The organism is Alcanivorax sp. (assembly GCF_019431375.1).
Lineage (GTDB): Bacteria > Pseudomonadota > Gammaproteobacteria > Pseudomonadales > Alcanivoracaceae > Alcanivorax > Alcanivorax jadensis_A.
In genome coordinates, this window is record NZ_CP080267.1 from 1024318 (window position 1) to 1048660 (window position 24343).

Consider the following 24343-nt stretch of genomic DNA (forward strand, 5'->3'; position numbering starts at 1 on the left):
TCGTCGCGCCTATGTCATCCCGTCGTCAGGAGCTCGTCGCCCAGCTCACACTTGCCCTGCCCATTCTTGGCGGCCAGTTGGCCCAGACCGCCAACGGCTTTGTGGACACCATGATGGCCGGTCGGGTCAGTGCCAATGATCTGGCGGCGGTGGCGGTGGGTGCCAGTATCTGGGTGCCCCTGTTCCTGTTCATGACCGGCGTGCTGATGAGCGCCACGCCGATTCTCTCCCGCCATCTCGGCGGCGAAGCTTACCATCGCATCAACCCGCTCGCCCAGCAGGGCATCTGGCTGGGCCTGGGGCTGGGGATTCTCTGCGCCCTGATTCTGCGCAGCATCGCCCCGGTACTGGTATGGATGGACGTGGACCCAGCCATTCGTCCACTGGTCAGCGGCTATCTGGATGCGCTCAGCTGGGGCATGCCCGGCGCCGCCCTGATGCTGGCAATCCGTAGCTACACCGAATCCATGAATCACACCCGCCCGGTGTTGCTGATCAGTGTGATCGGCCTGCTGATCAATATTCCCAGTAACTATGTACTGATCTACGGCAAGCTGGGCTTCCCTGCCATGGGAGGCGTGGGCTGTGGCTGGGCCACTTCCCTGGTGATGTGGTCCATGGCGCTGATGATGCTGTTTTATACCCATCGCCACCCGGTGTACCAGCACGCCCCACTGAATCTGCGCCGGCGCCACTTCGAAATAGCCAGCCTGGGATACATGCTGCGTCTGGGTCTGCCGGTGGGGTTGTCGATCTTTTTCGAGGTCAGCATCTTTGCCGTGATTGCGCTGCTGATCGGTAGCCTGGGCGCCCAGATCGTGGCCAGCCACCAGATCGCCCTGAACTTCACCTCGCTGATTTTCATGGTGCCGCTCAGCTTTTCCCTGGCCGCCTCGGTCCGCGTGGGCCATGCCAGGGGGCGCCACGACGAGCCTGGCCTGCGCCACGCGGTGCAGGTGGCACTGTGCATTACCACGGTGGTGGGGGTGACGGCAGCCGCGGCGCTGGTACTGGCAAGAGGCTGGATCCCCCATATCTATACCAATAACCGGGACGTGATCGAACTGGCCACCTATCTGTTGCTGTTCGCGGCGTTATACCAGGTATCCGACGCCCTGCAGGTATGCGCCAACGGCTGCCTGCGCGGCTTCGAGGATACCGCCTGGCCGATGATCATGACCCTGTTCGCCTACTGGGGGGTGGGCCTGCCGCTGGGTTACGGCCTGGGTCTGAGCCACTGGTTCGGTGAGCCCATGGGCCCGGCTGGGTTCTGGATCGGTCTGGTAGCTGGTCTCACCGTGGCCGCCATTCTGCTCGGCTGGCGACTGCGCTGGCGGATGCAACAAAGCTTGTCACCAACCACCTGACATCATCCCTCTCCGGCGTCTCCCGTAGGGTGGATTAGCCTAGGCGTAATCCACCATTGTTTCGGTACGACGATGGCTCGGCGAGGGAGGAGAAAGCACAGGAGGATTACGCTTAGGCTAATCCACCCTGCGTTATGATCACCGCCTGTAGGATCGTCACTCTCATTGCTTGCGAATAAATGGCGCGTTAGCCAAATACAAAACCGGAAGGCCAGGCTTTCGCTTCTCGTACCCCACAACCGGTTTATCGTCCGGCAGGCGCCTACGATTGAAACACCGGCACCTGCAATAGCCTTCGGTAATAACTGTCGGTCAACCAAGGGCGACCGCTCAACAGATGATTGAGATACCAGCGCTCCGGTTTCAGGTTGTCCGCCTGCCAGTCTGGGTTGGCAATGTAGACCCAGGTGGGGATCTCCCCTGCGCCCGTCAGCACCGGCAGGCATTCACGGCGGTAACGGACCGGGTGCCCTTCATAGGGGTCCATCCGCTCGATTTCCCGATGGTCGCGCAAGCGGTATAGCACCCCTTCCACCACGCCCTCCATGGGCACGATGTTGGCGTAGGCAATGCCCTGTTTGCCATGGGCCCGCTTGTTGAATGCCAGCCCCCAACCATCCAGCCGCGCCGCCATGGATTCCCGGTAACGCATGCCGCGCACCGCCATACGGCCCGGGTTCATGTTCGAGCCATAGGCAAAATAATACTCACACTGCACATACGCCTCCTGAAGAAAAATGCCACGATAAACCGGTTATCTGCAGCGGGTTGCATGGCCGCCCCGTACAGGCTAACGTGAATTAACGGGCCGTGCAGAACGAACACTGTGTGTCGGGCTGGCGGCGCCAAGGACTTGTACCGGGAGGTGCCCATGACTCAGGCTCACCGGCAACACCCTGGCGGGAACAATGTGGTTCCTTTCTCTCCACGCCGCAAAGCGGCACAGCCCCCCATTTTGCGCCTTTCCCCGGAATACGATGGCATTGAGCTGCTGTACGCCAATGATCATCACCCGGACAAACTCTTCTCCCTGAAAATCCTGGCCTGGGCCCGCCTTGCCAACGGCGACACCGTGGCCATGGTGCCCTGGCTGAAAGAGCCGGTGACCGCTATGGCCCTGGCCGATCCATTGAACGGTCGCTGGGAAGGCTACCGTCTGCCGGAAAGCGATTACCTGTTCATTGATGCCCCGGAGCACAAGGTGCAGGAGCTGGATGCGGCACTGGGCTTCTTTGGCAAGCCCCAGCCCGGCCACCAGACGATTCAGGAAATCCCCGACACCATCGGGACCCACGCGGTATTTTCCGAAGATGACTTCCACACCATCAGCCTGATGGAAGTGGTGAGCTGGCGGCTGACCGCCGACGGCAGCCTGGCCGCCATGGTGGCCGACGAATCCGGTTCCATGGAAACCCCGGTGCTACCCGGCGCCAAATGCCTGATTCAGGCCCAACAGTTGCCGGACTTTCGGTACTTCTTTCAACACGGCATCGCCAACAAACTGAAAGAACGCGACCCGGAAGCACTGGCGGCGGTGGCCATGCTGGCAAGGAGTTGAAAAGACAGTTAATAGTTAACAGTGAATAGTGAACAGCTACGCGGATTGATCCGTGAGCGAATCCACAACGCAAAGAGGCCGCGTCCTAGCCATGGACGCGGCCTCTTTGCGTTCAACTTTCAATGCGCTTGGGCGCGCAATTATTCACTGTTAACTATTAACTGTTCACTGCTTCTTCCGTATCCAATACACCCAAAGCTCCCCTTCCTGCTCCTGCCCCAACAACGTATGGCCAAGAAACTGGCAGAACTTGGGGATGTCCCGCTCAGTGGACGGGTCGGTGGCGCGCACTTCCAGGACCTCTCCGGGGGCCATGTCGCGCACCTTGTTGTGCAGCATCATCACCGGTTCCGGGCACAGCAGGCCGGTGGCATCGAGGTGGTGTTGGGCGTCATGGCTCATGGAGTTACCTTTTGTGCGTTGCCATCAAGGGGCGCTTGCCAGAAAAAGGCGGCCATTATAACGGCTGAGCAGAGAATCGCAGCCAGCAGGAAGTGGCCGGCGTACCCCAGCCAGGCCGCACTGAAACCGCTGGCCAGGGTGAAGGCCCCCACCGCAAAAAGCTGCACCGACGCCTGCATGGTGTAGTCACTGCCCTCGTGGCCGCTGCGACAGTAATCCATCATCAGCACAAACAGGGCCACGGTGGAGAGGCCATCAGCGAACTGCTCGAACAGGGCGACCGGCCAGATCCAGTGGTCCGCCTCGCTGCTGGCCACCATCCACCAGCCCAGAAACGACAAGGCCTGCAAGCCGGCAAAGCCGAACAAGGCCAGTTTGCGCGACAGCCGCATCATCAGTACACCCGCCAGAGCCGCCCCGGCCAACCCCACCAGGGATGACACCAGGTCCAGACGGCCGATGGCTTCCAGGCTCCATTGCCGGTCCACCAGAAAGGGTTTGATCATGCGGGTACCGAACCCGTCACCAACCTTGTAGCCCAGCAGGATCACCAGCCACACTGCCATCTTTGGCCGCCACCAGAACAGAGTCAGTTGCCGGCGCCACCAGCGCAACGTCACGGGTCGACGGGGTTTGATCTGCTCCCGGGGCTCGCGAAATCGCCAGACAACCAGTGCCACCAACAGCAGGGCCACAATCAGGCTTGCCAGGGTGCCCTGCCAGCCCCAACGACCGACCATGATCAGCAAGGCGCCACTGCCCAGGATCATGCCGATCTTGTAGCCGTTCACCTGAATGCTGTTCCCCAGCCCACGCAGGTCCGGCGTCAGCAAGCGAGTGGCCAGGCCATCGGTGGCAATATCCTGGGTAGCGCTGAACAGGTTGAGCAGGAAAAGCAGGGCCACCAGCAACGCAAAGCCCGGACCAAACAACCATTCGCGGGGAAACAAGGCAGTGATGGCCAGTACCAGCATCACCGCAAACACACAGGCAAGAACCCAGCGCTTGCGGTGATTGGGCTTGCCACTGCCCCAGCGGTCCACCCAGGGCGCCCAGAGAAACTTCAGTGCCCAGGGCAACGCCGGCAGCGCCAGCAGACCAATCCATTCCGGTGACAGGCCTGCGTCCCGGGCCAGGGCCGGCATGGATTTACCCAGCAGACCAGCAGGCAGCCCCTGGGCGAAATACAGCATGCCCAGGGTGACAAACAGGGCTGGAGTCCCTGTTGAGGAGACACGCTGTGCTGACATGATCAGTAATCCCGGTGGAACGCGGCCCACACGGTGATTTCCTCCCGATCGTAGTAAAGCTGTGCCGCCTTGATCTCGGGGACGCCCAGATGCTCATGGCGTTCCATGGCAGCGGTCAGTTTTTCCAGCAATTGCCACGCCTCCTGAAAACGGCGCTTCATGGGCAGCTTGAGATTGAACAGGGCCGCCCGGGACCAGCCCTGGGTAAGCCACTTTTCCATCTGCTGCAGGGTCCGTGCCGGCTTGTCCACCACATCGCAGACCACCAGGTCCACACTGCTGCGGGGCCGCCAGGTGAAGGCATCACCGTGGATATGTTCCACCGGGTATTCATCCAGCAGACGGGCATCGAGTTTGCCATGATCCACCGCCTGCACCTTGATGCCACGGCGGGCCAGTTGCCAGCTCCAGCCGCCAGGAGCGGCGCCCAGATCCACGGCTGTTTTCGCAGTGAGGCTGTCGGTGCTGCCGAAAAAGCGCAGCAGCGCTTCTTCCACCTTGAGTGCCGAACGGCTGGGCGCTTCGGCCGGCAGTTTTAGTCGCCGTACCCCGCCTTCGGCCAACGGCACAGCAGTCGGGCTGCTGGTCACCCAGCCATTGTGGGAATCACTGAAGAACAGGTGCACCCGTTGACGGGCACCGGGTTTCAGCAGGCCGGCTTTTTTCAGGCGAGGCTCCAGCGCCTTGCGAAAGCCCCGCAGAAAACGCTGCATCTCGCGACCATCGTTGGTGTCCGGGTGCTCCAGAAACACTTCGCTGAAAGGGGCCGCCTGTTTCAATAACGGCCACAGTTCGGCGATCCGGTCGTCGCCGATATCCACGAACTGGCCCTCTGCCAGGCTCAGGCTGCGGGCAAAAATCAGCCCGCTCTGCAGCAATGCCGCCATGGAGCCTTGCTGGCTGTGCCAGAGCACATAGCCACTATCCGGGACGGTACGCGGATAACCGCCGACCATCTGCTCTGCCGCATGGTAGTTCAGCTCCGCGGCCAGATCGTTCTCGAAGCCGGGTCGGCACAACCCCAGCAGGGTTTCATCATGGTCGTGCTGCAAGTCACTGTGCATGTCGGTCTCGCGGTGGTTACAATGTGGCACATTGTCCTTATCACAACGGCTGGATCAATAATGAAAACAATATTGCCGCTGACCCTGGGCCTTGGCACCGCCCTGCTCTCCCCCTTTGTACACGCCGAAGAAGAACTGGCACCACCGGATGTGGATTTCTACGCCGAAGCGCAAATGCTGCGTGCCGACCTGGCACCCTATGGCTTTGACACTACTGACGGACTGGATATTCGCATTGGTATGTGGCTTAACAGTGTCGATCTGGGCGGTTATTCCCGTCTGGGACTGGAAGCGGGTTTCCTGCGTCAGAGCAAGGATTCCATCGACAGTGAATTTGAGCGAGCCCCAACCGTGTCCGAACAGGGTGCCGGGGCCAGCAGTGTCCGCATCAGCGAGGAAGATTCGCTGGAAATAAATGGCTTCACCGTGGGAGTGCTCTGGCAGACAAAACGCTGGGTGTACCTGAAAGGCGGCGCCTACATCTACGATTTCGAACTGGAAAACCGTCAGCAGCGCACCCTGCTGGATAATAATGGCGACACCGTGGTGTCACTGACGGAAGCCCCGAGCAGCGACAGCCAGAGCGGTATTGCGCCCTACCTCGGCGTGGGTCTGGCCATCCCGGTAGTGGACAAGCTGACTGTCACCGCGGATTACCGCCAAACGCAACTGGAATCCGAGCACTTCGGTACCTTCGGGGTGGGACTACGGTATTCCAACTGACCCGGAAATGCTGTTGGAGCCATGCTTTCAAGGCGAAGCGCATGGGAGCAGCCTTCTTCGCTTTGCAAGCAAAGCTCCAACAACGCACCGTTTTTTCACGTCATCGCAGATAGGAGTGTGCTGCTACTTCACAAACACCACGGTCTTGTTGCCATCAACGATGACCCGGTCTTCCAGGTGCCAGCGTACTGCGCGCAACATTACCTGCCGTTCCACGTCCTGCCCCAGCGATTTGAGCTCGTCAGCGGAATGTCTATGACTGACCCGCTGCACGTTCTGCTCGATGATCGGACCCTGGTCCAGATCTTCCGTCACATAGTGGCTGGTGGCACCTATCAACTTTACACCGCGGTCATGGGCCTGCTGATACGGGTTGGCCCCCACAAAGGCAGGTAGAAAGGAATGGTGGATATTGATGATGCGGTGCGGGTGATGGGAAACGAACTCGCTGCTCAATATCTGCATATAGCGAGCCAGCACGATCACGTCCACCTTGCCATCCAGTAACTCCAGCGCTTTCGCTTCTGCCTCGGCCTTGTTATCGCCGTTCACCGGAATATGGTGATAGTCGATACCGAATCGCTCCACTTCGCCGCGCAGATCATCATGATTGCTGATCACCATGGGAATGGTGGCCGGCAGATCTCCCCGCGAGGTTCTCCACAAGAGATCCATGATCACGTGGTCATGCCGTGACACCAGCACTGCCATGCGCTTTTTCTCGCTGGCATAGCTGATCTGCCACTGCATGCCGTAGGGCTCGGCCACCCGGCTGGCGAAATTGTTACGCAGCGCCTCCCGGGAGCAGTCCAGCTCCGGGGTCTGGAATTCCAGCCGCAAAAAGAACGTGCCACCCCGGGCATCACTGGAATGCTGGTCGAAGTCGGTGATGTTGGCACCGTGGTTGAACAGAAAGGTACTGACGGCGCTGATAATGCCCGGCTTGTCCGGGCAGGTTACCAGCAGGCGGGCCGTGTTGGCGTCTTGCACTGTCATTGCGGGTCCTGGTAATCGGGCAGATTAATGACTGACGCCGAAATGCTCCTTGCGGAAGCTGGATGGGGTCTTGCCCGTCCACTTCTTGAAAGCACGGTGGAAAGAGCTGGCTTCACTGAAGCCCATCAGCAGGGCAATCTCATCGATGCTCAGATCCGGCTTGGACAGGTAATAGACTGACGCATCCTTGCGGATGGAGTCCTTGATTTCCTGGTAGCTGGTATTGGCCTCTTTCAGCCGGCGGCGCAGGGTTTGCGGCGTCATGTTGAGTTTACCGCAGATTTCCGTGAAATCGGGGAAGCTGTTGCCGTATTCGTTGGAGATGATCGCCCGGATCTGTGCCGGTAGGCCCACATTGTGGATATTGCCATCGAACAACTGGGCCAGGGAGTCCTTGAGAAACTTGGAAAGAGACAGCTCGTTTTGCACCAGGGGAAGATCCAGGAAATCTGCTCGAAAGCTCACCGCATTCTCGTCGGCGCTGTACTCGATGGGGCAATCGAACAAAAAACGGTGTTCTTCATCGTTTCTCACGTCCGTGTAATCCAGTTTTACCAGCTGAGGCTCAATGGCCTTACCCACCAGCCAGCTCATGAAGCGCAGCCAGACAAACAGAGAGGTCTCAATGATCACTTCCCGGAAATCCAGGCGCGGATCGGCCTTGACCACCAGCCGGGCGATGTCCCCTTCCCGCTCGATTCGGGAGTGCATGCTCAGCTCGAACAGATCGTAAAAACGGATACCCCGCTCAATGGCCGCCCCCAGGGTCGGGCAGTTAATCACCGCGTGGGCCATCATGGAAAAAGTACCGGGCTTGGATTTTCGCCCCTGGCCGAACCCGAGAAACTCGTCCTGGGTCTGCTGCATGATCAGCAGCATCATCTTGATAAAGGTGTCGCGCTCAACCGTGCCGTTCGGGTCATCAAGCAACTGCCGGGGGATGTCGCACTGATCAAGCAGATCGGGAATGCTGGCACCAGACCGGGCCGCCCCCTGGAGCAACTTTACTACGCGATTGATATTGATTGTTCTGCGCTGGTACATCGACCGCCACCCTCACACCATTGGCAATGCCAAAAAGCGGCTCAACCGCTTCTTCAGTATCCCGAAATCGTTACCCGTTCAGCGTTCTTGTCCATCGGGCTTGTATCTCGAATCCTCTGACCGGAATCCGGATCGCCAATAATAAAGAAACTGACCATAATTGACATAGTGTTTACCCAATCCGGTCGCGCCATTGTACGCTGAGATAACAAAAACTACCTTGACGTGTCTTTCACCCTTGTTATCAGCGCGCCGTTACGTTACAAAATCATTCATGAATGTTCTCGTTGTCGAAGACAATAAAGCTGTCAGTCTGATCATCTGCCGTATCATCGAAGAGCTGGGCCATGAATATGTACTGGCAGCCGACGGTGAGGCGGCGTTACGCCTCTACCGGCAACGGAACGTGGATCTATTGATCCTGGACGTGGAACTGCCGACGCTTGACGGCTTCAGTGTGGCCCGGGAAATTCGTAACCAGAACGGTCAGACCCCCATACTGTTTATCTCCGGCAACAATAGTGAGGCCTACCGGCAACAGTGTCTGGACGCCGGTGGTGAGACCCTGATGCCCAAACCCCTGCGCCCCAGTGAATTGCGACGCTGGCTGGACACGGCCTTTACCCAGCTTGCCGCCGATAACAACCTGACCCCCTCCGGCGCGTCAGCCTGACTCCAGCCCCGTCACAGTACCCTCCGTCACCGCCAGACTTCGCAGCCAGTGGCGACCACTTTCATCCACCTCCCTGGCCAGATTCAGCACGCTGATACCCCGCACACGGGCATCTGCCACCAATGAATAGGCTTCGCGGTGAAGTTGCTCCATGGCCTGGCGATGCTGTTCCGCAAGGTCCGCGCAGCGTGGTGACTGGTAAAGTCTCTCCAGCGCAAGCAGGATCTGTTCACTGAAGCCCTGCAAGCCGGGATCACGACTTTCTGCCAGTAGCGCCAGATCATCCGCCACATCCTTGAGCGCCTTCAAGGCATAAACGGCTTCGCGTACCCGGGCGCGCAAACGTCGCAGGCGCTGTTCCTGCCCCTCGGTCATGGGCTGCTGGGCCAGCCGGTTGGCGTAGTCGGCCAGTTGCATTTCCAGATCCGTCACCTGCCCGTATTCCTCAAGGAAGCGGGACAAGGAACGTCCCTGCAGGGGATAACGGCAGTAGTGCCTGATCCGTTCGATCAGGCTGTCAGTTTCACGGCCCAGCACCAACAGCGCTGGCTCCACTGATTGCGGACTGATATCAGCGAACAGATCATGGTGCCCTCGCTTGCCGATATGCTTTTCAATGCTCCGCTCCATGGCACCCAGTAACGGCGCAAACACCACAATCCCGATCAGGTTAAAGCCCGTATGGAAAGCCACCAATCCATATAGTGGATCACTGATACCCAGCATGCCGGACACCTTGGGCCATACAGGCATGATCAAAAGGAAGGCCAACAGCGCTGTTCCCACGTTATAAAACACATGGAAAGCCGCCACCTGCTTCTTCTGGACTGATCCCTTGATCGCCCCCAGCAGCAGGGTGCTGGTGGTTCCCAGATCCGCACCAATCACCAGCGCCAGTGCTTCCGGCAAGGCAATCAGACCACCATTGAGCGCCGACAACGTAATCAGCATGGCCGCCGACGAGGACTGGATAATAGCAGTCAGCAGCACCCCGGCCAGCAGATACACCACCGGCGGATAACCCTGCAGCCAACTCACATCAAAGCGCTGCCCGACGCCTTCCACCGCCACCTTCATGGTATCCAGGCCGAAGATCAGCAAACCGAAAGCCAGTAGAAACAGGCCGACAGAACGCCACAGGCCTTTCGGCAGGAGCACGTAGCAGAGTGCACCGGCCCCTGCCAGCGGCAGGCTGACTGCGGACAGCGAGAGCTTGAAACCGAGCAGCGTCACCAGCCAGCCGGTTACCGTAGTGCCCAGATTGGCGCCCAGCATCACCGCCATGGCATGGCGCAGGGGAAGTATCCCCACTGACACAAATGCCAGCACCAATAGCCCGACCAGGGAACTACTCTGCATCACGGCGGTAATCAGGGCCCCTGCCACTACCCCTTTCAGGGTGGTATTGGTGGAACGTTGTAGCCACCGGGAGGCCTTTTCGCTGAACAGGGTCTGCACCGCCTGTTCCACCAGTTGCATGGCAAACAGGAACAGGCCCAGTCCGGCAATCATCGTGAGCACACTGTTCATCGCGGTGATTCAATCATTCGGGTTCGCCAACACTTTCCGGTAGTGCTCGATACACTCGGAGTTTTCCTGCGGATACTCCGGCGCCAGCTCTTTCAGCGTGGACAGGAGCAACGCCGCCACTGCCGCTCTGGCATTTTTCTTGTCATCATTGGGAATCAGATGCCAGGGTGCATGAAGGGTATGCGTTGCCGTCAGAGTCTCGTTTACCAGCGACAAGTAGGCGTCCCTTGCCAACCAGCTCTCCACATCTGCCGTATCAAACTTCCAGCGCTTGCGCGGCTTATCCAGCCGTTTCAGCAGCCGGCGGCGTTGTTCTTCCTGCGAGGTGTGCAACCAGATCTTGATGATCCGGGTTCCCTCCCGGTGCAGATGCTGCTCAAAGGCGTTGATGGCTTCGTATTTCAGCGGCCAGTCATCACTGCTGTGCTCGGTGACCGGCCACAACCGTTCGGCCAGTACGGATTCGTAATGGCTGCGATTAAAGGCCACCACTTCGCCCCTGGCCGGCAAGTGCCGCCATACCCGCCAGAGAAAATCGTGGTCCACCTCTTCACCCAGCGGGCGGCTGAATGCATGGACCCGGAACGCAGCCGGGTCCATGGCCCGGGCCAGAGTGCGAATCAGGCTGTCCTTGCCGGCAGCGTCCAGCCCTTGCACCACCAGGAGCACCGCGTGGCGTCGATTGGCAAACAGTCGCCGCTGGTATTCGTGCAGACTGTCCAGCACGGTATCCAGATCCTGTTGCGGCGGCTCCTGGAAATCTGTTGGCAAACTCTGCACGTTGAGGGTGGGCCCAGAAGGCCAACCAAAGCGATCCAGTTCCATACACACTCCCTTGGATATACCGTATTGAGCATAAAGGGCAGCGTGATCTGCGCAAACAGGAGATTTCAATGGAACCACGTATCAGCATGATCACCCTTGGCGTCAGGGACCTGACGACGGCTATCCGCTTTTATGAACAGGGCCTGGGCCTGCCCCGCCGAGCCATGCCCGACGATGCGCCGGTGGCATTCTTTGAATTGAACGGCACCTGGCTGGGGCTGTTCGGTCATGACGACCTTGCCGCTGATGCTGGCGTTGAAGCAGCAGGCGAGGGTTTTCGTGGTGTAGCGATGGCACACAATGTGGAAAGCCCCCAGCAGGTTGACCGACTTCTCGCCCAGGCTCAGAAAGCCGGCGCACAACGGATCAAGCCGGGCCAGCCCACCGACTGGGGCGGCTACGCCGGCTACTTTGCCGACCCGGATGGTCATCTTTGGGAAGTGGCCTGCAACCCGCACTTCTGGGTAGGGCCTCGCTAGCCCTGTATCGGCGCAACGTACAGGCATAAAAAAACCCGGCACAAGGCCGGGTTTTTCTATCAGACAAAACCCTCGTTACTTGTAGATTTCGCCCTTTTCCGCTTTCTCCACCAGAGAAGCCGGCGGGTTAAAGCGATCACCGTACAGCTTGGCCAGCTCCTGGGCTCGGGCCACGAAACCACGCAGGCCGTCCTCGTACTGGTTGATGTACTGGATCACACCACCGGTCCAGGCCGGGAAGCCGATACCGAAGATAGAACCGATATTGGCATCCGCCACTGATTCCATCACGCCTTCGTCAAAGCATTTCACTGCTTCGATGGCTTCCACGAACATCATCCGTTCCTTGATATCTTCGAACGGGATCTCCTTGTCACCGCCAAAGGCGTCTTTCAGGCCAGGCCACAGGTGCTTCTTGCCGTTTTCCGGGTACTCGTAGAAGCCTTTACCCTGGGCTTTACCAGGGCGATTCAGCTCTTCGACCATTTTCTTCATGACCGCTTCCGACGGATGCTCCGGCGGCAGCTCCAGTCCTTCACGCTTGGCATCGTCACGGGCCGCCTTGCCGATCTTCAGGGCGGTTTCCATGTTGATCTCATCAATCAGGTTCAGGGTGCCCACCGGGTAGCCCGCCTGCATGGCGGCCTGCTCAATGGACTGGGCATTGATGCCCTCACCCAGCATGGCAATGCCTTCGTTGGCAAAGGTACCGATGACGCGGGTGGTGAAGAAGCCACGGGCATCGTTGACCACGATGGGGGTCTTCTTGATCTGCTGGCAGTAATCGTAGGTTTTCGCCAGCGCTTCCGGGCTGGTGTCCTTGCCGGAAATGATTTCCACCAGCGGCATCTTGTCCACCGGGCTGAAGAAGTGAATACCGATAAAGTTGTCCTGCTTCTTCACACCCTTGGCCAGACCGGTAATCGGCAGGGACGAGGTGTTGGAACCCAACACCGCATCGGGCTTCACCACATCCTCGATTTCCTGGAAAACCTTGTGCTTCAGTTCGGTGCTCTCGAATACCGCCTCGATCACGAAGTCCACCCCGTCCAGATCCTTGGCGTCTGCCGTGGCGTGGATCAGCGACAGGATCTGCTCTTTCTTCTCCTCGGTCATCTTGCCCCGGGAGATTTCCTTGTCGAGCAGTTTGCGGGAGTAGTCCTTGCCCTTCTCCGCGTTTTCCTGGGAGATGTCTTTCAGCACCACCTGGGCACCACTGCGAGCGGTCACGTAGGCAATGCCCGCGCCCATCATACCGGCACCGAGAATACCGACTTTTTCGGCTCGGAATTTCGGCACATCCTTGGGACGGCTGGCACCGGCATTGATCGCCTGCAGGTTGAAGAAGAAGGCGGTAATCATGTTCTTGGCCACCTGGCTGGTAACCAGGGACACGAAGTAGCGACCTTCAATGGTGGAGGCATTGTCGAAATCCACCTGGGCCCCTTCCACCGCTGCGGACATGATGGCCAGCGGGGCCGGATAGTTGGCACCCTTGATCTGCTTCTTCAGGTTGGCCGGGAAGGCCGGCAGATTCATGGCGAACTTGGGATTCTTGGGGTCGCCACCGGGGATCTTGTAACCCTTCTGATCCCAGGGCTGCTGGGCCTTCGGGTTGGCCTTGATCCATTCGCGGGCCTTGGCCAGCATTTCGTCACGGTCGGCGGCCAGCTCGTCGATCAGCCCCACTTTCTGGGCCTTGTCGGCTTTCATGCGCTGGCCCTGCATGAGCACCTTCATCAGGCCATCCTGAATGCCCAGCATGCGCACCACGCGGGTGACACCGCCACCACCGGGCAGCAGACCCAGGGTCACTTCCGGCAGACCGAACTGGGCCGACTTGTCATTGATGGCGACACGGTGATGACAGGCCAGGGCGATTTCCAGACCACCGCCCAGGGCCGTACCGTTCAGGGCCGCCACAACCGGTTTGCCCAGGGTTTCCAGCACCCGCAGTTGACGCTTGATCTCGGTCACGTTATCCAGAAAAACTTGGCCGTCTTCCTTTTTCGCCTTGAGCAGGTCACGCAGATCACCACCGGCAAAGAAGGTCTTCTTGGCTGAGGTGATAATGACGCCGGCAATGTTGTCTTTCTCTTTTTCCAGACGCTCCACGGTGTCTGCCATGGACTTACCGTACAGCTCGTTCATGGTGTTCGCGGACTGGTTGGGATCATCCAGAATCAGGGTAACGATGTTGTCCGCGTCCTGTTCCCAACGGATAGCAGTTTGTTCACTCATTTTATTTCTCCGAATTCGTTCGACGCGGTTTACAGACGCTCAATGATGGTGGCGATACCCATGCCACCGCCCACACACAGGGTGCACAGCGCGTACTTCTTGTCGCGACGTTCGAGTTCATCCAGCGCGGTTCCCAGGATCATGGCACCGGTGGCACCCAGCGGATGGCCCATGGCGATAGCTCCGCCATTCACGTTGGTCACATCCGGGGTGATATCCATGTCCTTCATGAAACGCATGGCCACGGCGGCGAACGCTTCGTTGATTTCCCACAGATCGATATCGCTGGTTTTCAGGCCAGCCTTGGCCAGCGCTTTCTTGGCAGCCGGACCCGGGCCGGTCAGCATGATGGTCGGATCGGCACCGCTGATGGCGGTGCAGACAATACGACCACGGGCCTTCATGCCGTAGTCCTTGCCGACCTGCTCGTTACCCAGTACCACCAGTGACGCGCCATCCACGATGCCGGAGGAGTTGCCGGCGTGGTGGACGTGATCGATCTTTTCCAGCCAGTGGTATTTCTGCAGGGCCACGGCATCGAAACCGCCCATTTCGCCCATCATGGCGAATGACGGATTCAGACCCGCCAGGCCATCGGCAGTGGTACCAGCGCGAACGTGCTCGTCACGATCCAGGACGGTCAGCCCGTTGAGATCCTTCACCGGTACCACGGAATTGCCGAAGTAACCTTTTTCCCAGGCAGTGGCAGCCCGCGCCTGGGATTCGGCAGCGAATTCATCCACGTCACGGCGGGAAAAACCTTCGATGGTAGCGATCAGGTCAGCACCGATGCCCTGGGGCACGAAACCGGTCTTGTAGTTGGTGATTGGATCCATGGCCCAGGCACCACCGTCGGAACCCATGGGAATGCGGCTCATGGCTTCCACACCACCGGCCAGAATCAGGTCATCCCAGCCAGAGGCCACTTTCTGGGCACCGGTGTTCACCGCTTCCAGGCCAGAGGCACAGAAACGGTTCAATTGATAACCCGCCACAGTATCCGGCAGGCCCGCAGCCAGCGCTGCCGTCTTGGCGATACAGGCACCCTGGTCTCCCACCGGGGTAACCACACCCAACAACAGATCATCAATACGGTTGGTGTCCATATTGGGGAAACGGGCTTTCACTTCATCGATCAGGCCGACCACCAGATCCAGCGGCTTCACCGTATGCAGTGAGCCATCTTTTTTACCCCGACCACGGGGAGTACGGATGGCATCGTAAATATAGGCTTCGGTCATGGAACCTTCCTCTTGCCTCAGGCAGATGTCAGCACTGCTGACGGGTTGTGAAGGGCGGCACCTGTCAATGCATGGGTTCAATCATGCCTAACAAAGTGACAGGTACCGGCCAAATGTAGACCCGAGAGATTGCCCTACCCGCGCCCGTCACTCAATGACAGGAGTTAACAGCCGGGGTGAGCGGAACGGGCAGTGGTTAACCGCTTGATATGCAAGGTGTCTTGACGGCCAATGCGAGGGGCTGGAGAGATGATAAGGTCCGGACATTCGTTTCAGGAGAATTCGCTATGTCCCATAACACCGAGGTGCTGCGCTCCCTGGCCGCCTCCGCCCTGCAGCAGGGTCGAGGCATTGCCAGCAAAGGCCACCGCAGGACGCCCCAGGAACCCCTTGAGCTGTATGACATGGAAGGCTGCCCGTTTTGCCGTCTGGTTCGCGAGGCACTGACCGATCTGGACCTGGATGTGCTGATTTTCCCCTGCCCCAAGGGCGGCGAGCGTTTCCGCCCGCTGGTGGAGCGCCTGGGTGGACGTCAGCAGTTCCCCTATCTGATGGACCCGAATACCGGGGCCGCGCTTTACGAATCCGCCGATATCATCGATTACCTGTACCGTGAATATGGCGGTCGTCCGGCGCCCCGCCGCTGGCTGGTCCGCAGCCTGCGCACGGCGGCGGCCGTGTCCGCGTCCCTGCCCCGTGCCTCCCGTGGGCTGCGTGCCCTGGACAGCCAGGTGCCGGAACAGGCACTGGAACTCTACTCTTTCGAAGCCAGCCCCTTCGCCCGTCTGGTTCGCGAGCGCCTCACCGAGCTGCAACTGCCCTACCTGCTTCGCCAATGCGGCCGGGACCAGTGGCAGGATTGGGTGCTGCCGCCGGTACGTCGCCGCCTTCTCGATAACTACGCGCCCCGCCAACGCAACCGGGTCGCCTTGATGGACCGGGCCGGCCGCATCGCCATTCCCTACCTGGTTGACCCCAATACCGGTGCCGAACTGTTCGAGTCCGCGGACATTCTGGATTACCTCGACCAGACTTACGGTCGCTAATGGCAGCCCGGCGCATCAACAAATGGTGCGTCGGGCCCTTCTCCCTTTCCCGGATTAGTGCTATATAAAGCACTGGATACCCCTTTAATTTTGTAAAGAGAGTAGCACCATGGGTCGTCGACATTTTGATGACTATGAACCGGACGATTGGAACGAAGAACATGAGCGCGCCGAGCGTGAACGTCGCAAACGCGATGCCAAGCGACATCGGCACGATTCAGAGGAAAAAAGTGAGCCGCGCGAGCGTCGCGATTCACGACCTTACTGAAACGCGTTTGTTCCCGGGAGGCATTCGCCTCAAGGTCTGAAAACGGGCTTCACGGATGAAGCCCCTCCCCCTCTTTTGGCTAATTATCGCCATAACGACTGGCAAGCGTGGTCAGCGCGGCAGCGGTCATCTCATCTGACTGGAGTTTGAACCCTCCTCGCCAATGCCCATTGGGTAAGTAATCATGCCAGCGAGGCTCCGCCATCACGGTCAATTCACTGTGCCCCAATAAAGGTAGAGGCAATTGCAGCAGTAGTGGCTGACTCCCCTGAGGAGGTGCACCACGGCCGGTAAGGCATACACCCTGGTCGGTCAGATTGAGAACATGCCCCACCGGCTTGTGGTCGATGGAAGCCCGCACATTCAATCTCAGTCGAGGCCTGCGGAAACGTCGTCGCTCCATAATTACCTCTCGGGAAGGGTCTCACTGCCAGTTTCTGCCCGCTTTGTGTACCATGCAAGCATGAACTAACGGGTTTTGTGGAGCAGTTCCATGGCCACCAATGACGATGATCTGTTCCGCCAGGAAATGGCGGATGTGACACCGATCAAACCGGATAACCGCGCAAACTTGCCCCGGACCAAGCGACCAGACAGCCTTCGTGAACAGCTGCGCCGCGCCGCGGTCATGGACGAGCGCCAGGACCGCAACCCCCTCACCGTCCCGGAACAGGTCCCCCAGATTGGCCCGACGGATATTGTCGGGATCAAGAAAAACGGTGTTCAGGAAGGCGTATACCGCAAATTACGCCTGGGAAAATACGATGCCCAGGACGTACTGGATCTGCATCGGGTGCGATTAATGGATGCCCGTGACCGGGTACAGGCGTTTCTGATGAAAGCCCACGAACAGGGCCTGCGCTCCGTCCTGATCAGCCACGGCAAGGGCGTCCATAGCGAACGTCCGGGCTTCCTGAAGAGCTATGTGATGCACTGGCTGGAAGAAAGCCATCTGGTTCTCGCCTACCATTCCGCCCCCCAGAACCAGGGCGGCAGCGGCGCCACCTATGTGCTGATACGGAAAAGCAGTCAGTCACGGCAGCGCAATAGGGAATTCTTTATGGAGGCGGGGAAACAGCAGAGATAGTGAATAGTTAACAGTGAACAGTTAATAGCGCGCGTGCCAGCGCATCCCTGTCTGAAATGCACGAGGCCGCGCCCATACTCCGGGCGCGGCCTCGTGCGTCCACAGAACAGATAAACTGCTCCGCGAAACTGTTCACTATTCACTGTTAACTATTAACTGCCCTCACCGCCTGATCCGGTTAATCCCGTTGATCGCCGCCACCCGATACGCTTCCGCCATGGTCGGATAGTTGAAGGTAGTATCGATGAAGTACTCCAGGGTGTTCAGCTCGCCGGGTTGGCGCATGATGGCCTGGCCCACGTGGACGATTTCCATGGCCTGATAACCGAAGCAATGGATGCCCAGCACCGCCAGGGTCTCCCGGTGAAACAGGATTTTCAGCATCCCCACCCGCTCACCAGTGATCTGTGCCCGGGCCAGATTGCGGAAGAAGGCCTGTCCGACCTCATAGGGCACCTTGGCTTCGGTGAGCTCCTGCTCGTTGCGCCCCACGCTGCTAATCCCCGGGATGGTATAAATGCCGGTAGGCACGTCGGTCACCTGCCGGACTTCATCACCGGCAATGGCCGCCGCACAGAAGCGCCCCTGGTCATAAGAAGCACTGGCCAGGGAGGGCCAACCCACCACATCGCCGACGGCATAAATACCTTCCACACTGGTCTGGTAGCGCTCGTTGACCTGTAACTGCCCACGGTTGTTGGGTTCCAGCCCGACGGCGTCCAGCCCCATGTCCTGGGTGTTACCGGAACGGCCATTACACCAGAGCAAGGCATCCGCACGCAGTTTCTTGCCGGACTGTAATTCCAGGGTGACGCCATCGTCATCGGCGACAACCCGTTTATATTCTTCATCCTGGCGAATGGTGCAGCCCTGCTCACGCAGGTGATAGCTGAGGGCATCGGAAATTTCCGTATCCAGAAAATCCAGCAGATGCTGTCGGGAATTCACCAGATCAACCCGGATACCCAGGCCGGTAAAGATGCAGGCATATTCCGACCCGATCACCCCGGCGCCATAGATAATGATATGGCGCGGGGTATGGTCCATGGTGAGAATGGTGTCGGAGTCGTAGACACGGGGATGCTCGAAATTCACATCCTCCGGATGATAGGGTCGTGAGCCAGTGGCAATCACCACGTTACGGGTTTTCAGCAGATGCAGCCGCCCTTCCCGGTCCTCCACCTTCACTTCATTGTTGCCCAGCAGCTCTCCCCGGCCGCCGAATACCGTCACCCGGTTACGGATATAGAAGTCAGTGCGCACCTGGACCTGGGAATCGATCACCTCACGGGTCCGGGCGATCAGATCCTGCCAACGCACTTCACGGGGATTGATGATGCCGCGCAACAGCGGATTGCGTTGGGTGCGGATCACCTGGCGAACCAGGTGGCGAAGCGCCTTGGAAGGAATGGTTCCCCAGTGAGTACAGTTGCCTCCCAGGGATTTCTGGTCTTCGACAATGGCAACTCGCAGGCCTTTCTTGGTCGCCTGCATGGCCGCCGCTTCACCCGCCGGCCCACTACCAATCACCACCAGGTCCCAACCCGCACTGATATCCATTCACTTCTCCTTTCCGCGATAGCACTATTATAGGCATGTCCCCAGGGTGGCACGAGTAAGACCAAAGCACAGGTCTGGCCATATTGGCCGAAGCTGGCATGATGGGGACGATGGAAGAAACGATTCAATCAGAAAACAGGAGTCTGGCATGGAAGAGCACAGCGAACACAAGTCCTCCAAGTTGGCCCGTGGCGGCAAGACAACAGGGCGCTGGCTGGTGAACCACCCGATCGGGGCCTTGCAGATTCTGGCGGTGCTACTGGTGGTAATTATCGTGCTTCAGAACCTGGAGCCCACCAGCATCGACATCCTGTTCTGGACACTGCTGGACATCCCCAAATTGCTGCTTCTGCTGACCAGCATGCTGGCCGGTGGGCTGATCTGGGAACTGCTGCGGCGCAGCCTGCTACGCCGCCGCAAGGCGCCGACGGCGCCAGAGCAGTAATGACAGACCGGAGAACAGGCCAAAGCCCCAGCTGCCCGCGCTGTTGTCTTCCTGTTCTCCCGGGTAGGTAATGGTGAACATCGCTGCCAAGGAAGTGCTGCCGCACTTATCTTCCACTTCCAGGGTGAAACGGTCTTTGAATGGGCTAAAATTACTATCCGGTATGTAAGTCACGGTTCTGGCATCAGAATCGATGATGATACCCTCCCCCTGGACAGCGCCTGTCTCACTGTTTCTTTTAGCGAAACTTGGCTCATTCTTGATCGTGAGCGTAGGCCAATTAATTGAACTTTCATCGCCATCCGGATCTTCTGCAACAATCTTGAAGGTCACCGCTTCACCAGGGCGACTGGCACGGGTCTGACCGGTTATTTTCGGCGCCTTGTTGGTGATCGTCATAGTCACAGAAGCATCCAAGGACTGCTGGGCAGGATCCGCACTATCTTCAAAGTGGTAAAGAAAGAACAACCGCGGCGTCTCTTTCTCATCATCATTCAGGGCTTCACAAACCGCATCCTTGGTTGAATCATCAGCATCTGGAATAAAGCCCTTGTTTGAGGGTGTGAACAGTACCACACAGTTTTCCGCCACATCACCGTCATCATAATTATCCGGGTTGCGATCAATGAAACGCTGAGGAAGTGGCTCGCCACATTTTACGTCATAGCCATCAACGGATTCGCTGTAAAACTCCCAGACAAACTCAATGCTGGTACCATCTGCCTGAGTACCACTACCTTCCAGCACATAGCTACGGCTTGCCGAGTCATAGATGTAGGAGCCCGTGGCCGGGTTGATCTCTTCCTCTTCGCCGACTATATCGAGCTGAGCAGGGGTGAAAACAAAGCGACTGTCAATCAGCTCGCCATTTTCATTGAGTAACTGAATCTCGGCCCCGTCGCTGGGCAAATCATTGTCGAAGATATCTACCAATACCCGCCTGTCTGGGGCCCGCTCGTTATTACCTTCATCATCAATAGCTGTAATCTGCTGGTATTCAAAAGCACCCCGGTCACAGCGGCCACCGGATGTCCGTGCTATACCACGCAGGTCCGTAGCGCGGCAGCGCAAGGGGGCAGCAGTACCCGATTGCAGTTCCTCATCATCATTGCCCGCATCAACAATCAATGGGTCTGTCAGATCCTGGGCCGGGAGATAAGGCGGCGTGTAATCCGTCGAGCTTCCAGCCTCGCCTTTTGTCTCAGCCGACATGCCTGCGGTGCCGCCAGCCATGTCGTCATTGTTCTCATCGGTACCACTCGCTACGCAAGCAGCATCCGAGAACAGGTTATAAATGCTATCCAGCAAAACTGCTGTACCGGTTGAGCAACTCGCCCCACTGGCAGCAACAATGCTGTTAGCCAGCGTGATCTCAGCGTCAGAATCACCCAATTCGATGCCATTTCCAGGAGCATTGTTAACGAGGCTTAGATTCATGAGGCGGACATCAATGCCCACACCACTTAGATCCAGCGCCGAACCTTTCGGGGCAGTGTTATCCACGAAAGTACTATTGGAAAAAGCGACAAAATTCCCGGTGGGAATATTGAAATCAAAAACTCCGCCTTCAACATTCGCACTGTTGTTTTCGAATGTCGTATCCACCGCGGCAAAGCGAACATTTTCACCATTCTGGGCGGTGGTTGACATTACCCCACCGGACTCAACCGCCTCATTTCCCACCACATAGGCGCGGTTGAATGACACCTGCTTTTCGTTGCCGGCGTTGGCCCGGACATAGATGACCCCACCAGAGCGATCAGCATGGTTATTACGCAGAATTACTCGATCAAAAACTACAGATCCACCGGTGATTACCGCGCCACCAAATCCTTGATCCCCAATAGGTGTCCCCCCCGGTACGGCGGCATTGCCACCCTCCAATATGAGGTAGCGAAAAGCCACACTGGGGTGGCCGTTACTTACGGGTGCTCGCACCTCGAACAGCCGATTCTGCCCGTCACCCAGGATACGCGTAACGGTATCCTCCTCGTCTGGTTCCGCATCATCTGCATTACGGACGCCCTTACCCACCAGCTCCACAGCGCCACCCTGAATAACCAGCGTGTCCACTAGCTGGATATCACCGGCAGGTAACAGAATTCGGTCTTCGCCCTTGGTACCGAACTCGCAGTCCGGGCTGCTGAAGGTGGCGGCGTTAGCCAGTGCTTCACGCAGGGTACAGAGCCCATCGTTGGTGATGGAGGGATTATGATCGAGCAGTGAAGTCACTTCGATATCGGCTGACAACACCGTACCCGATGCCATCATGGCAAGTGCCGCAATTCCCAAACGCCAACGACGTAGTAATCCACCGCCCGCCAAGATCAATAGCGCCAATACCGAAGTGGAGCCACCACTGCTTCCGCCCAGAATGCTCTTGGGTTCCGTAAGACCGCTGGCTGGCTCAGCCACCATGTTGGCAATTTCACTCTGATCCAGACCGATATCCGTGCCACCGGCAAATGCTTCTTTGGCAACCACATAACGCAGCTGATCCACGCCATGAAAACGGGTAGCCGGTGTATAACGGACACGTGGGTAGCCCTGATCATCAACTTCTACAGACGCCAGGCCCCGTTCGGGGGCGACAATAATGGTCATGCAACGTTCAACCACTTCCTGTTCCAGACAGACATCATCATTTGCTGCACAGGTACCTTCATCGACGATAATCGGCTCAAGACGACCACAATCCACCTGAGTATCATTCTTGTCGTTTGCCAGCACATCTCCGAGGACAGTCTGACCGCTGATCAGATCAATCTCGTCCGGTTGCGCCAATGCACGCAGGAATTCCACCGCGCCCACATCACACCGCCCACCGGCACCACCACGGGACTGCCCACGCATGTCCTCATCCGCACATTGGTCCACAGTTTCCGGGTTGCCCCGGTCGAACAGGCTGGGGGTGGCTGCTGGCATTGCCGGGTCCAGCCCTTCAGGTTCCGGGTTGGGAAGGAAACCGGAGAAATCCCCGCCCAATTCCTCGGCAGGGATAGGCTTGCAGGCATCAACACCGGTTCCGTCACAGGCTTCGCGGCTCGCTGTTGTTTCATTCCAGCCGAGCAAAACTTCAGCCGTGGCACCGTTCGGGGTCAGGGTAACCGGTGTCCCTTCGGTCTGTTCACGCGGTAGGGGGCAAGCAGCATCATCGGTAATGGTGTACAGCAACGTTGCGTCAGCATCTTCAGCGCCATCCAGCGCGGTACCAGAACAAGCACCGCCGCTGTTACCCACCAGCACGGTATTGAGGATAAAGGCCGTACTGAAAATTTCCGGGGAAGCCGCCTCCGGATCTGTTGGTGCATCCACCACCGCCTCATCAAGATGCAATGCAAGACCGTCGTTGAAAGCAATAGTCATATTCTGCAACACCAACTGATGCTTCGGCGCTACCAGTTGAATCACCCCACCGGAATTATTGAAGATGGTGCCATTGGTCAGGGAAAAACCAATCTGTTTGTCTTCTGCACCATCCAGATAAAACAGACCACCATCAGGCTGTGACTCGTTACCCGTTATAGAAAAACGATGCCCGGATATACTTCCATCAAACTCGGGGGAAGTCGCAAGCACGGCACCATTACCGTCAGCCCTATTATCTTCAAACAGCGTACTCTCCGGGAAAGAAAAACTGCTTCCCTCCTGTAGGTAAACCGCTCCGCCGTTAACCGCTTCACCCTGGCGAAGGGTGACATTTTCGCTGAGGCCCACATCCCCTCTGGCCAGAATGAGGCCACCGTTGCGATCTGCCACATCGCCCTCATTATGGGCCGAGCCTTCCTGCAGTATCAGGTTGCCCAGTGTCAGCGACCCTCTTTGCAACGAAAACAGTCGGCTGCTGCTGCCTGCCGAAATGACAGGTTTTTCCTTGTCTTCAGGTTCTTCAAAGGCCGCCAGGAACACATTCATTTTGATATTCGGAGCGATAGCGGTGTCATCCTCAGGATCCGCAACAGGAATCATTACTGGATTGTCACCATCATCCAGCACGACCTCCTCTTCACCCTCTCCATTTACGATCGTCTTCTCAACAAACCTGATTTTCCTGCCACCGAGAGGAAGCTCCCCTTCCGTCAACAGGTAGGTTTTCCCTTCGAGCAGGCGAATAACGTCATTACCGGTGCCGGCTTCACAGGCCCCGACTGTCGTCTGGTAACTGATGGCATAAATGGCTTCACGCAGACGGCACTGAGCACCGCTGGTAGCAGAAGTCACCGCGTAGTGGTTTTCTTCAGGGGAAGCGTTTTCAGGTCGAGGGTTGACGGTGACAGCCACATCATCCGTGGTCTCAATCTTGTAAACCGTTGCCTGGGAAGAGGCGGCTGCGAAAATAAGGGCGCAGCCAGCAAGGGTCTGCCAAAGCGCGATATGGCGCATGTTGTGCTCCTGCAGGCTTTTTGTGCCTGGCGTTATTGTTCTAATCTGGATCCAAAACCCGGTAATACTCTGACTACCAGAAACGTAACCTGATGTAATTAATGATCAATATACCGGTTACTTACGTAGCAAACTGTTGCTTCTTCGTTAAGCGCCCCTTT

At 58.0% G+C, this 24343-nt stretch carries 22 protein-coding genes; 9 read left to right on the forward strand and 13 right to left on the reverse strand.

The window, feature by feature from the left end; translation table 11 throughout:
* Positions 1 to 11: 11 nt before the first annotated feature.
* Positions 12 to 1367 (forward strand): MATE family efflux transporter, encoded by a 1356-nt coding sequence (locus tag KZ772_RS04640; RefSeq protein ID WP_290538675.1) that lies wholly within the window; start codon positions 12 to 14, stop codon positions 1365 to 1367.
* 262 nt (positions 1368 to 1629) lie between these two features.
* Here KZ772_RS04640 and KZ772_RS04645 read toward each other — a convergent pair whose 3' ends face one another.
* Entirely contained in the window at positions 1630 to 2085 is a 456-nt protein-coding gene (locus KZ772_RS04645; RefSeq protein WP_290538676.1) for a gamma-glutamylcyclotransferase family protein, read from the reverse strand.
* A 153-nt stretch (positions 2086 to 2238) separates the two neighbouring features.
* Here KZ772_RS04645 and KZ772_RS04650 point away from each other — a divergent pair, with 153 nt between their 5' ends.
* A complete protein-coding gene (locus tag KZ772_RS04650; RefSeq protein WP_290538677.1) occupies positions 2239 to 2925 on the forward strand; it encodes a hypothetical protein in 687 nt (228 codons plus the stop codon).
* 165 nt (positions 2926 to 3090) lie between these two features.
* Here the strand turns inward: KZ772_RS04650 and tusA are convergent, their stop codons facing one another.
* The 3 genes from tusA to rlmM are packed head-to-tail and all read right to left on the reverse strand — an operon-like array spanning position 3091 to position 5641.
* The gene (gene tusA / locus KZ772_RS04655; protein WP_290538678.1) at positions 3091 to 3327 is read right to left on the reverse strand and encodes a sulfurtransferase TusA; all 237 of its coding nucleotides are present in this window, start codon (positions 3325 to 3327) and stop codon (positions 3091 to 3093) included.
* A complete protein-coding gene (locus KZ772_RS04660) occupies positions 3324 to 4577 on the reverse strand; it encodes an MFS transporter (protein ID WP_290538679.1) in 1254 nt (417 codons plus the stop codon). The genes tusA and KZ772_RS04660 overlap by 4 nt, the downstream gene beginning before the upstream one ends.
* Positions 4578 to 4579: 2 nt before the next feature.
* Positions 4580 to 5641, reverse strand: coding sequence for a 23S rRNA (cytidine(2498)-2'-O)-methyltransferase RlmM (gene rlmM / locus KZ772_RS04665; RefSeq protein ID WP_290538680.1), 1062 nt, complete (start codon positions 5639 to 5641; stop codon positions 4580 to 4582).
* Between the two features lie 60 nt (positions 5642 to 5701).
* Between rlmM and KZ772_RS04670 the strand changes: the two genes are divergently transcribed.
* Positions 5702 to 6364 carry an outer membrane beta-barrel protein gene (locus KZ772_RS04670; protein ID WP_290538681.1) on the forward strand — a complete coding sequence of 221 codons (663 nt, stop codon included), beginning with the start codon at positions 5702 to 5704 and terminating at the stop codon, positions 6362 to 6364.
* 123 nt (positions 6365 to 6487) lie between these two features.
* Here the strand turns inward: KZ772_RS04670 and purU are convergent, their stop codons facing one another.
* Positions 6488 to 7360: a formyltetrahydrofolate deformylase gene (purU, locus tag KZ772_RS04675; RefSeq protein WP_290538682.1), complete on the reverse strand. Its 873-nt coding sequence runs from the start codon at positions 7358 to 7360 to the stop codon at positions 6488 to 6490.
* Between the two features lie 24 nt (positions 7361 to 7384).
* On the reverse strand, positions 7385 to 8404 hold the full coding sequence (locus KZ772_RS04680; RefSeq protein ID WP_290538683.1) for an AraC family transcriptional regulator: 1020 nt from the start codon (positions 8402 to 8404) through the stop codon (positions 7385 to 7387).
* Between the two features lie 274 nt (positions 8405 to 8678).
* On the opposite strand from KZ772_RS04680, the gene KZ772_RS04685 reads away from it, so the two are divergent.
* Entirely contained in the window at positions 8679 to 9077 is a 399-nt protein-coding gene (locus KZ772_RS04685) for a response regulator (RefSeq protein ID WP_290538684.1), read from the forward strand.
* Here the strand turns inward: KZ772_RS04685 and KZ772_RS04690 are convergent.
* Together KZ772_RS04690 and KZ772_RS04695 are read right to left on the reverse strand one after the other, a co-directional pair.
* Complete coding sequence (locus tag KZ772_RS04690) at positions 9069 to 10607, reverse strand: Na/Pi symporter (RefSeq protein ID WP_290538685.1); 1539 nt, start codon at positions 10605 to 10607, stop codon at positions 9069 to 9071. The two genes, KZ772_RS04685 and KZ772_RS04690, sit on opposite strands and share 9 nt — an antisense overlap.
* 9 nt (positions 10608 to 10616) lie before the next feature.
* Positions 10617 to 11432, reverse strand: coding sequence for a PPK2 family polyphosphate kinase (locus tag KZ772_RS04695; RefSeq protein WP_290538686.1), 816 nt, complete (start codon positions 11430 to 11432; stop codon positions 10617 to 10619).
* Positions 11433 to 11500: 68 nt separating this feature from the next.
* Between KZ772_RS04695 and KZ772_RS04700 the strand changes: the two genes are divergently transcribed.
* The gene (locus KZ772_RS04700; RefSeq protein ID WP_290538687.1) at positions 11501 to 11911 is read left to right on the forward strand and encodes a VOC family protein; all 411 of its coding nucleotides are present in this window, start codon (positions 11501 to 11503) and stop codon (positions 11909 to 11911) included.
* Between the two features lie 75 nt (positions 11912 to 11986).
* On the opposite strand, the gene KZ772_RS04705 is transcribed toward KZ772_RS04700, so the two are convergent.
* Both KZ772_RS04705 and KZ772_RS04710 read right to left on the reverse strand, forming a co-directional pair.
* A complete protein-coding gene (locus KZ772_RS04705; RefSeq protein ID WP_290538688.1) occupies positions 11987 to 14152 on the reverse strand; it encodes a 3-hydroxyacyl-CoA dehydrogenase NAD-binding domain-containing protein in 2166 nt (721 codons plus the stop codon).
* Positions 14153 to 14181: 29 nt separating this feature from the next.
* Complete coding sequence (locus KZ772_RS04710; protein WP_290538689.1) at positions 14182 to 15393, reverse strand: acetyl-CoA C-acetyltransferase; 1212 nt, start codon at positions 15391 to 15393, stop codon at positions 14182 to 14184.
* A 287-nt stretch (positions 15394 to 15680) separates the two neighbouring features.
* Here KZ772_RS04710 and KZ772_RS04715 point away from each other — a divergent pair, with 287 nt between their 5' ends.
* The gene (locus tag KZ772_RS04715; RefSeq protein ID WP_290538690.1) at positions 15681 to 16439 is read left to right on the forward strand and encodes a glutathione S-transferase N-terminal domain-containing protein; all 759 of its coding nucleotides are present in this window, start codon (positions 15681 to 15683) and stop codon (positions 16437 to 16439) included.
* A 161-nt stretch (positions 16440 to 16600) separates the two neighbouring features.
* A complete protein-coding gene (locus tag KZ772_RS04720) occupies positions 16601 to 16747 on the forward strand; it encodes a hypothetical protein (protein ID WP_290538691.1) in 147 nt (48 codons plus the stop codon).
* Positions 16748 to 16786: 39 nt separating this feature from the next.
* Here the strand turns inward: KZ772_RS04720 and KZ772_RS04725 are convergent, their stop codons facing one another.
* Positions 16787 to 17110 (reverse strand): hypothetical protein, encoded by a 324-nt coding sequence (locus KZ772_RS04725; RefSeq protein ID WP_290538692.1) that lies wholly within the window; start codon positions 17108 to 17110, stop codon positions 16787 to 16789.
* Positions 17111 to 17200: 90 nt separating this feature from the next.
* Between KZ772_RS04725 and smrA the strand changes: the two genes are divergently transcribed.
* Entirely contained in the window at positions 17201 to 17794 is a 594-nt protein-coding gene (gene smrA, locus KZ772_RS04730; protein ID WP_290538693.1) for a DNA endonuclease SmrA, read from the forward strand.
* A 162-nt stretch (positions 17795 to 17956) separates the two neighbouring features.
* On the opposite strand, the gene sthA is transcribed toward smrA, so the two are convergent.
* Positions 17957 to 19354: a Si-specific NAD(P)(+) transhydrogenase gene (gene sthA / locus KZ772_RS04735; RefSeq protein ID WP_290538694.1), complete on the reverse strand. Its 1398-nt coding sequence runs from the start codon at positions 19352 to 19354 to the stop codon at positions 17957 to 17959.
* 148 nt (positions 19355 to 19502) lie between these two features.
* Between sthA and KZ772_RS04740 the strand changes: the two genes are divergently transcribed.
* Positions 19503 to 19799 carry a hypothetical protein gene (locus KZ772_RS04740; RefSeq protein ID WP_290538695.1) on the forward strand — a complete coding sequence of 99 codons (297 nt, stop codon included), beginning with the start codon at positions 19503 to 19505 and terminating at the stop codon, positions 19797 to 19799.
* On the opposite strand, the gene KZ772_RS04745 is transcribed toward KZ772_RS04740, so the two are convergent.
* A complete protein-coding gene (locus KZ772_RS04745) occupies positions 19761 to 24182 on the reverse strand; it encodes an Ig-like domain-containing protein (protein WP_290538696.1) in 4422 nt (1473 codons plus the stop codon). The two genes, KZ772_RS04740 and KZ772_RS04745, sit on opposite strands and share 39 nt — an antisense overlap.
* Positions 24183 to 24343: the final 161 nt, after the last annotated feature.

Excerpts from the sequence above, each read along its gene's own strand:
- KZ772_RS04680 (WP_290538683.1), bottom strand. The coding sequence starts at position 8,404 with ATGTACCAGCGCAGAACAATCAATATCAATCGCGTAGTAAAGTTGCTC.
- smrA (WP_290538693.1), top strand. The coding sequence starts at position 17,201 with ATGGCCACCAATGACGATGATCTGTTCCGCCAGGAAATGGCGGATGTG.
- tusA (WP_290538678.1), bottom strand. The coding sequence starts at position 3,327 with ATGAGCCATGACGCCCAACACCACCTCGATGCCACCGGCCTGCTGTGC.
- KZ772_RS04660 (WP_290538679.1), bottom strand. The coding sequence starts at position 4,577 with ATGTCAGCACAGCGTGTCTCCTCAACAGGGACTCCAGCCCTGTTTGTC.
- KZ772_RS04690 (WP_290538685.1), bottom strand. The coding sequence starts at position 10,607 with ATGAACAGTGTGCTCACGATGATTGCCGGACTGGGCCTGTTCCTGTTT.
- KZ772_RS04745 (WP_290538696.1), bottom strand. The coding sequence starts at position 24,182 with ATGCGCCATATCGCGCTTTGGCAGACCCTTGCTGGCTGCGCCCTTATT.
- KZ772_RS04640 (WP_290538675.1), top strand. The coding sequence starts at position 12 with ATGTCATCCCGTCGTCAGGAGCTCGTCGCCCAGCTCACACTTGCCCTG.
- rlmM (WP_290538680.1), bottom strand. The coding sequence starts at position 5,641 with ATGCACAGTGACTTGCAGCACGACCATGATGAAACCCTGCTGGGGTTG.
- KZ772_RS04695 (WP_290538686.1), bottom strand. The coding sequence starts at position 11,432 with ATGGAACTGGATCGCTTTGGTTGGCCTTCTGGGCCCACCCTCAACGTG.
- KZ772_RS04685 (WP_290538684.1), top strand. The coding sequence starts at position 8,679 with ATGAATGTTCTCGTTGTCGAAGACAATAAAGCTGTCAGTCTGATCATC.
- KZ772_RS04700 (WP_290538687.1), top strand. The coding sequence starts at position 11,501 with ATGGAACCACGTATCAGCATGATCACCCTTGGCGTCAGGGACCTGACG.
- KZ772_RS04720 (WP_290538691.1), top strand. The coding sequence starts at position 16,601 with ATGAGCGCGCCGAGCGTGAACGTCGCAAACGCGATGCCAAGCGACATC.
- KZ772_RS04740 (WP_290538695.1), top strand. The coding sequence starts at position 19,503 with ATGGAAGAGCACAGCGAACACAAGTCCTCCAAGTTGGCCCGTGGCGGC.
- KZ772_RS04725 (WP_290538692.1), bottom strand. The coding sequence starts at position 17,110 with ATGGAGCGACGACGTTTCCGCAGGCCTCGACTGAGATTGAATGTGCGG.
- KZ772_RS04715 (WP_290538690.1), top strand. The coding sequence starts at position 15,681 with ATGTCCCATAACACCGAGGTGCTGCGCTCCCTGGCCGCCTCCGCCCTG.
- purU (WP_290538682.1), bottom strand. The coding sequence starts at position 7,360 with ATGACAGTGCAAGACGCCAACACGGCCCGCCTGCTGGTAACCTGCCCG.
- sthA (WP_290538694.1), bottom strand. The coding sequence starts at position 19,354 with ATGGATATCAGTGCGGGTTGGGACCTGGTGGTGATTGGTAGTGGGCCG.
- KZ772_RS04650 (WP_290538677.1), top strand. The coding sequence starts at position 2,239 with ATGACTCAGGCTCACCGGCAACACCCTGGCGGGAACAATGTGGTTCCT.
- KZ772_RS04710 (WP_290538689.1), bottom strand. The coding sequence starts at position 15,393 with ATGACCGAAGCCTATATTTACGATGCCATCCGTACTCCCCGTGGTCGG.
- KZ772_RS04705 (WP_290538688.1), bottom strand. The coding sequence starts at position 14,152 with ATGAGTGAACAAACTGCTATCCGTTGGGAACAGGACGCGGACAACATC.
- KZ772_RS04670 (WP_290538681.1), top strand. The coding sequence starts at position 5,702 with ATGAAAACAATATTGCCGCTGACCCTGGGCCTTGGCACCGCCCTGCTC.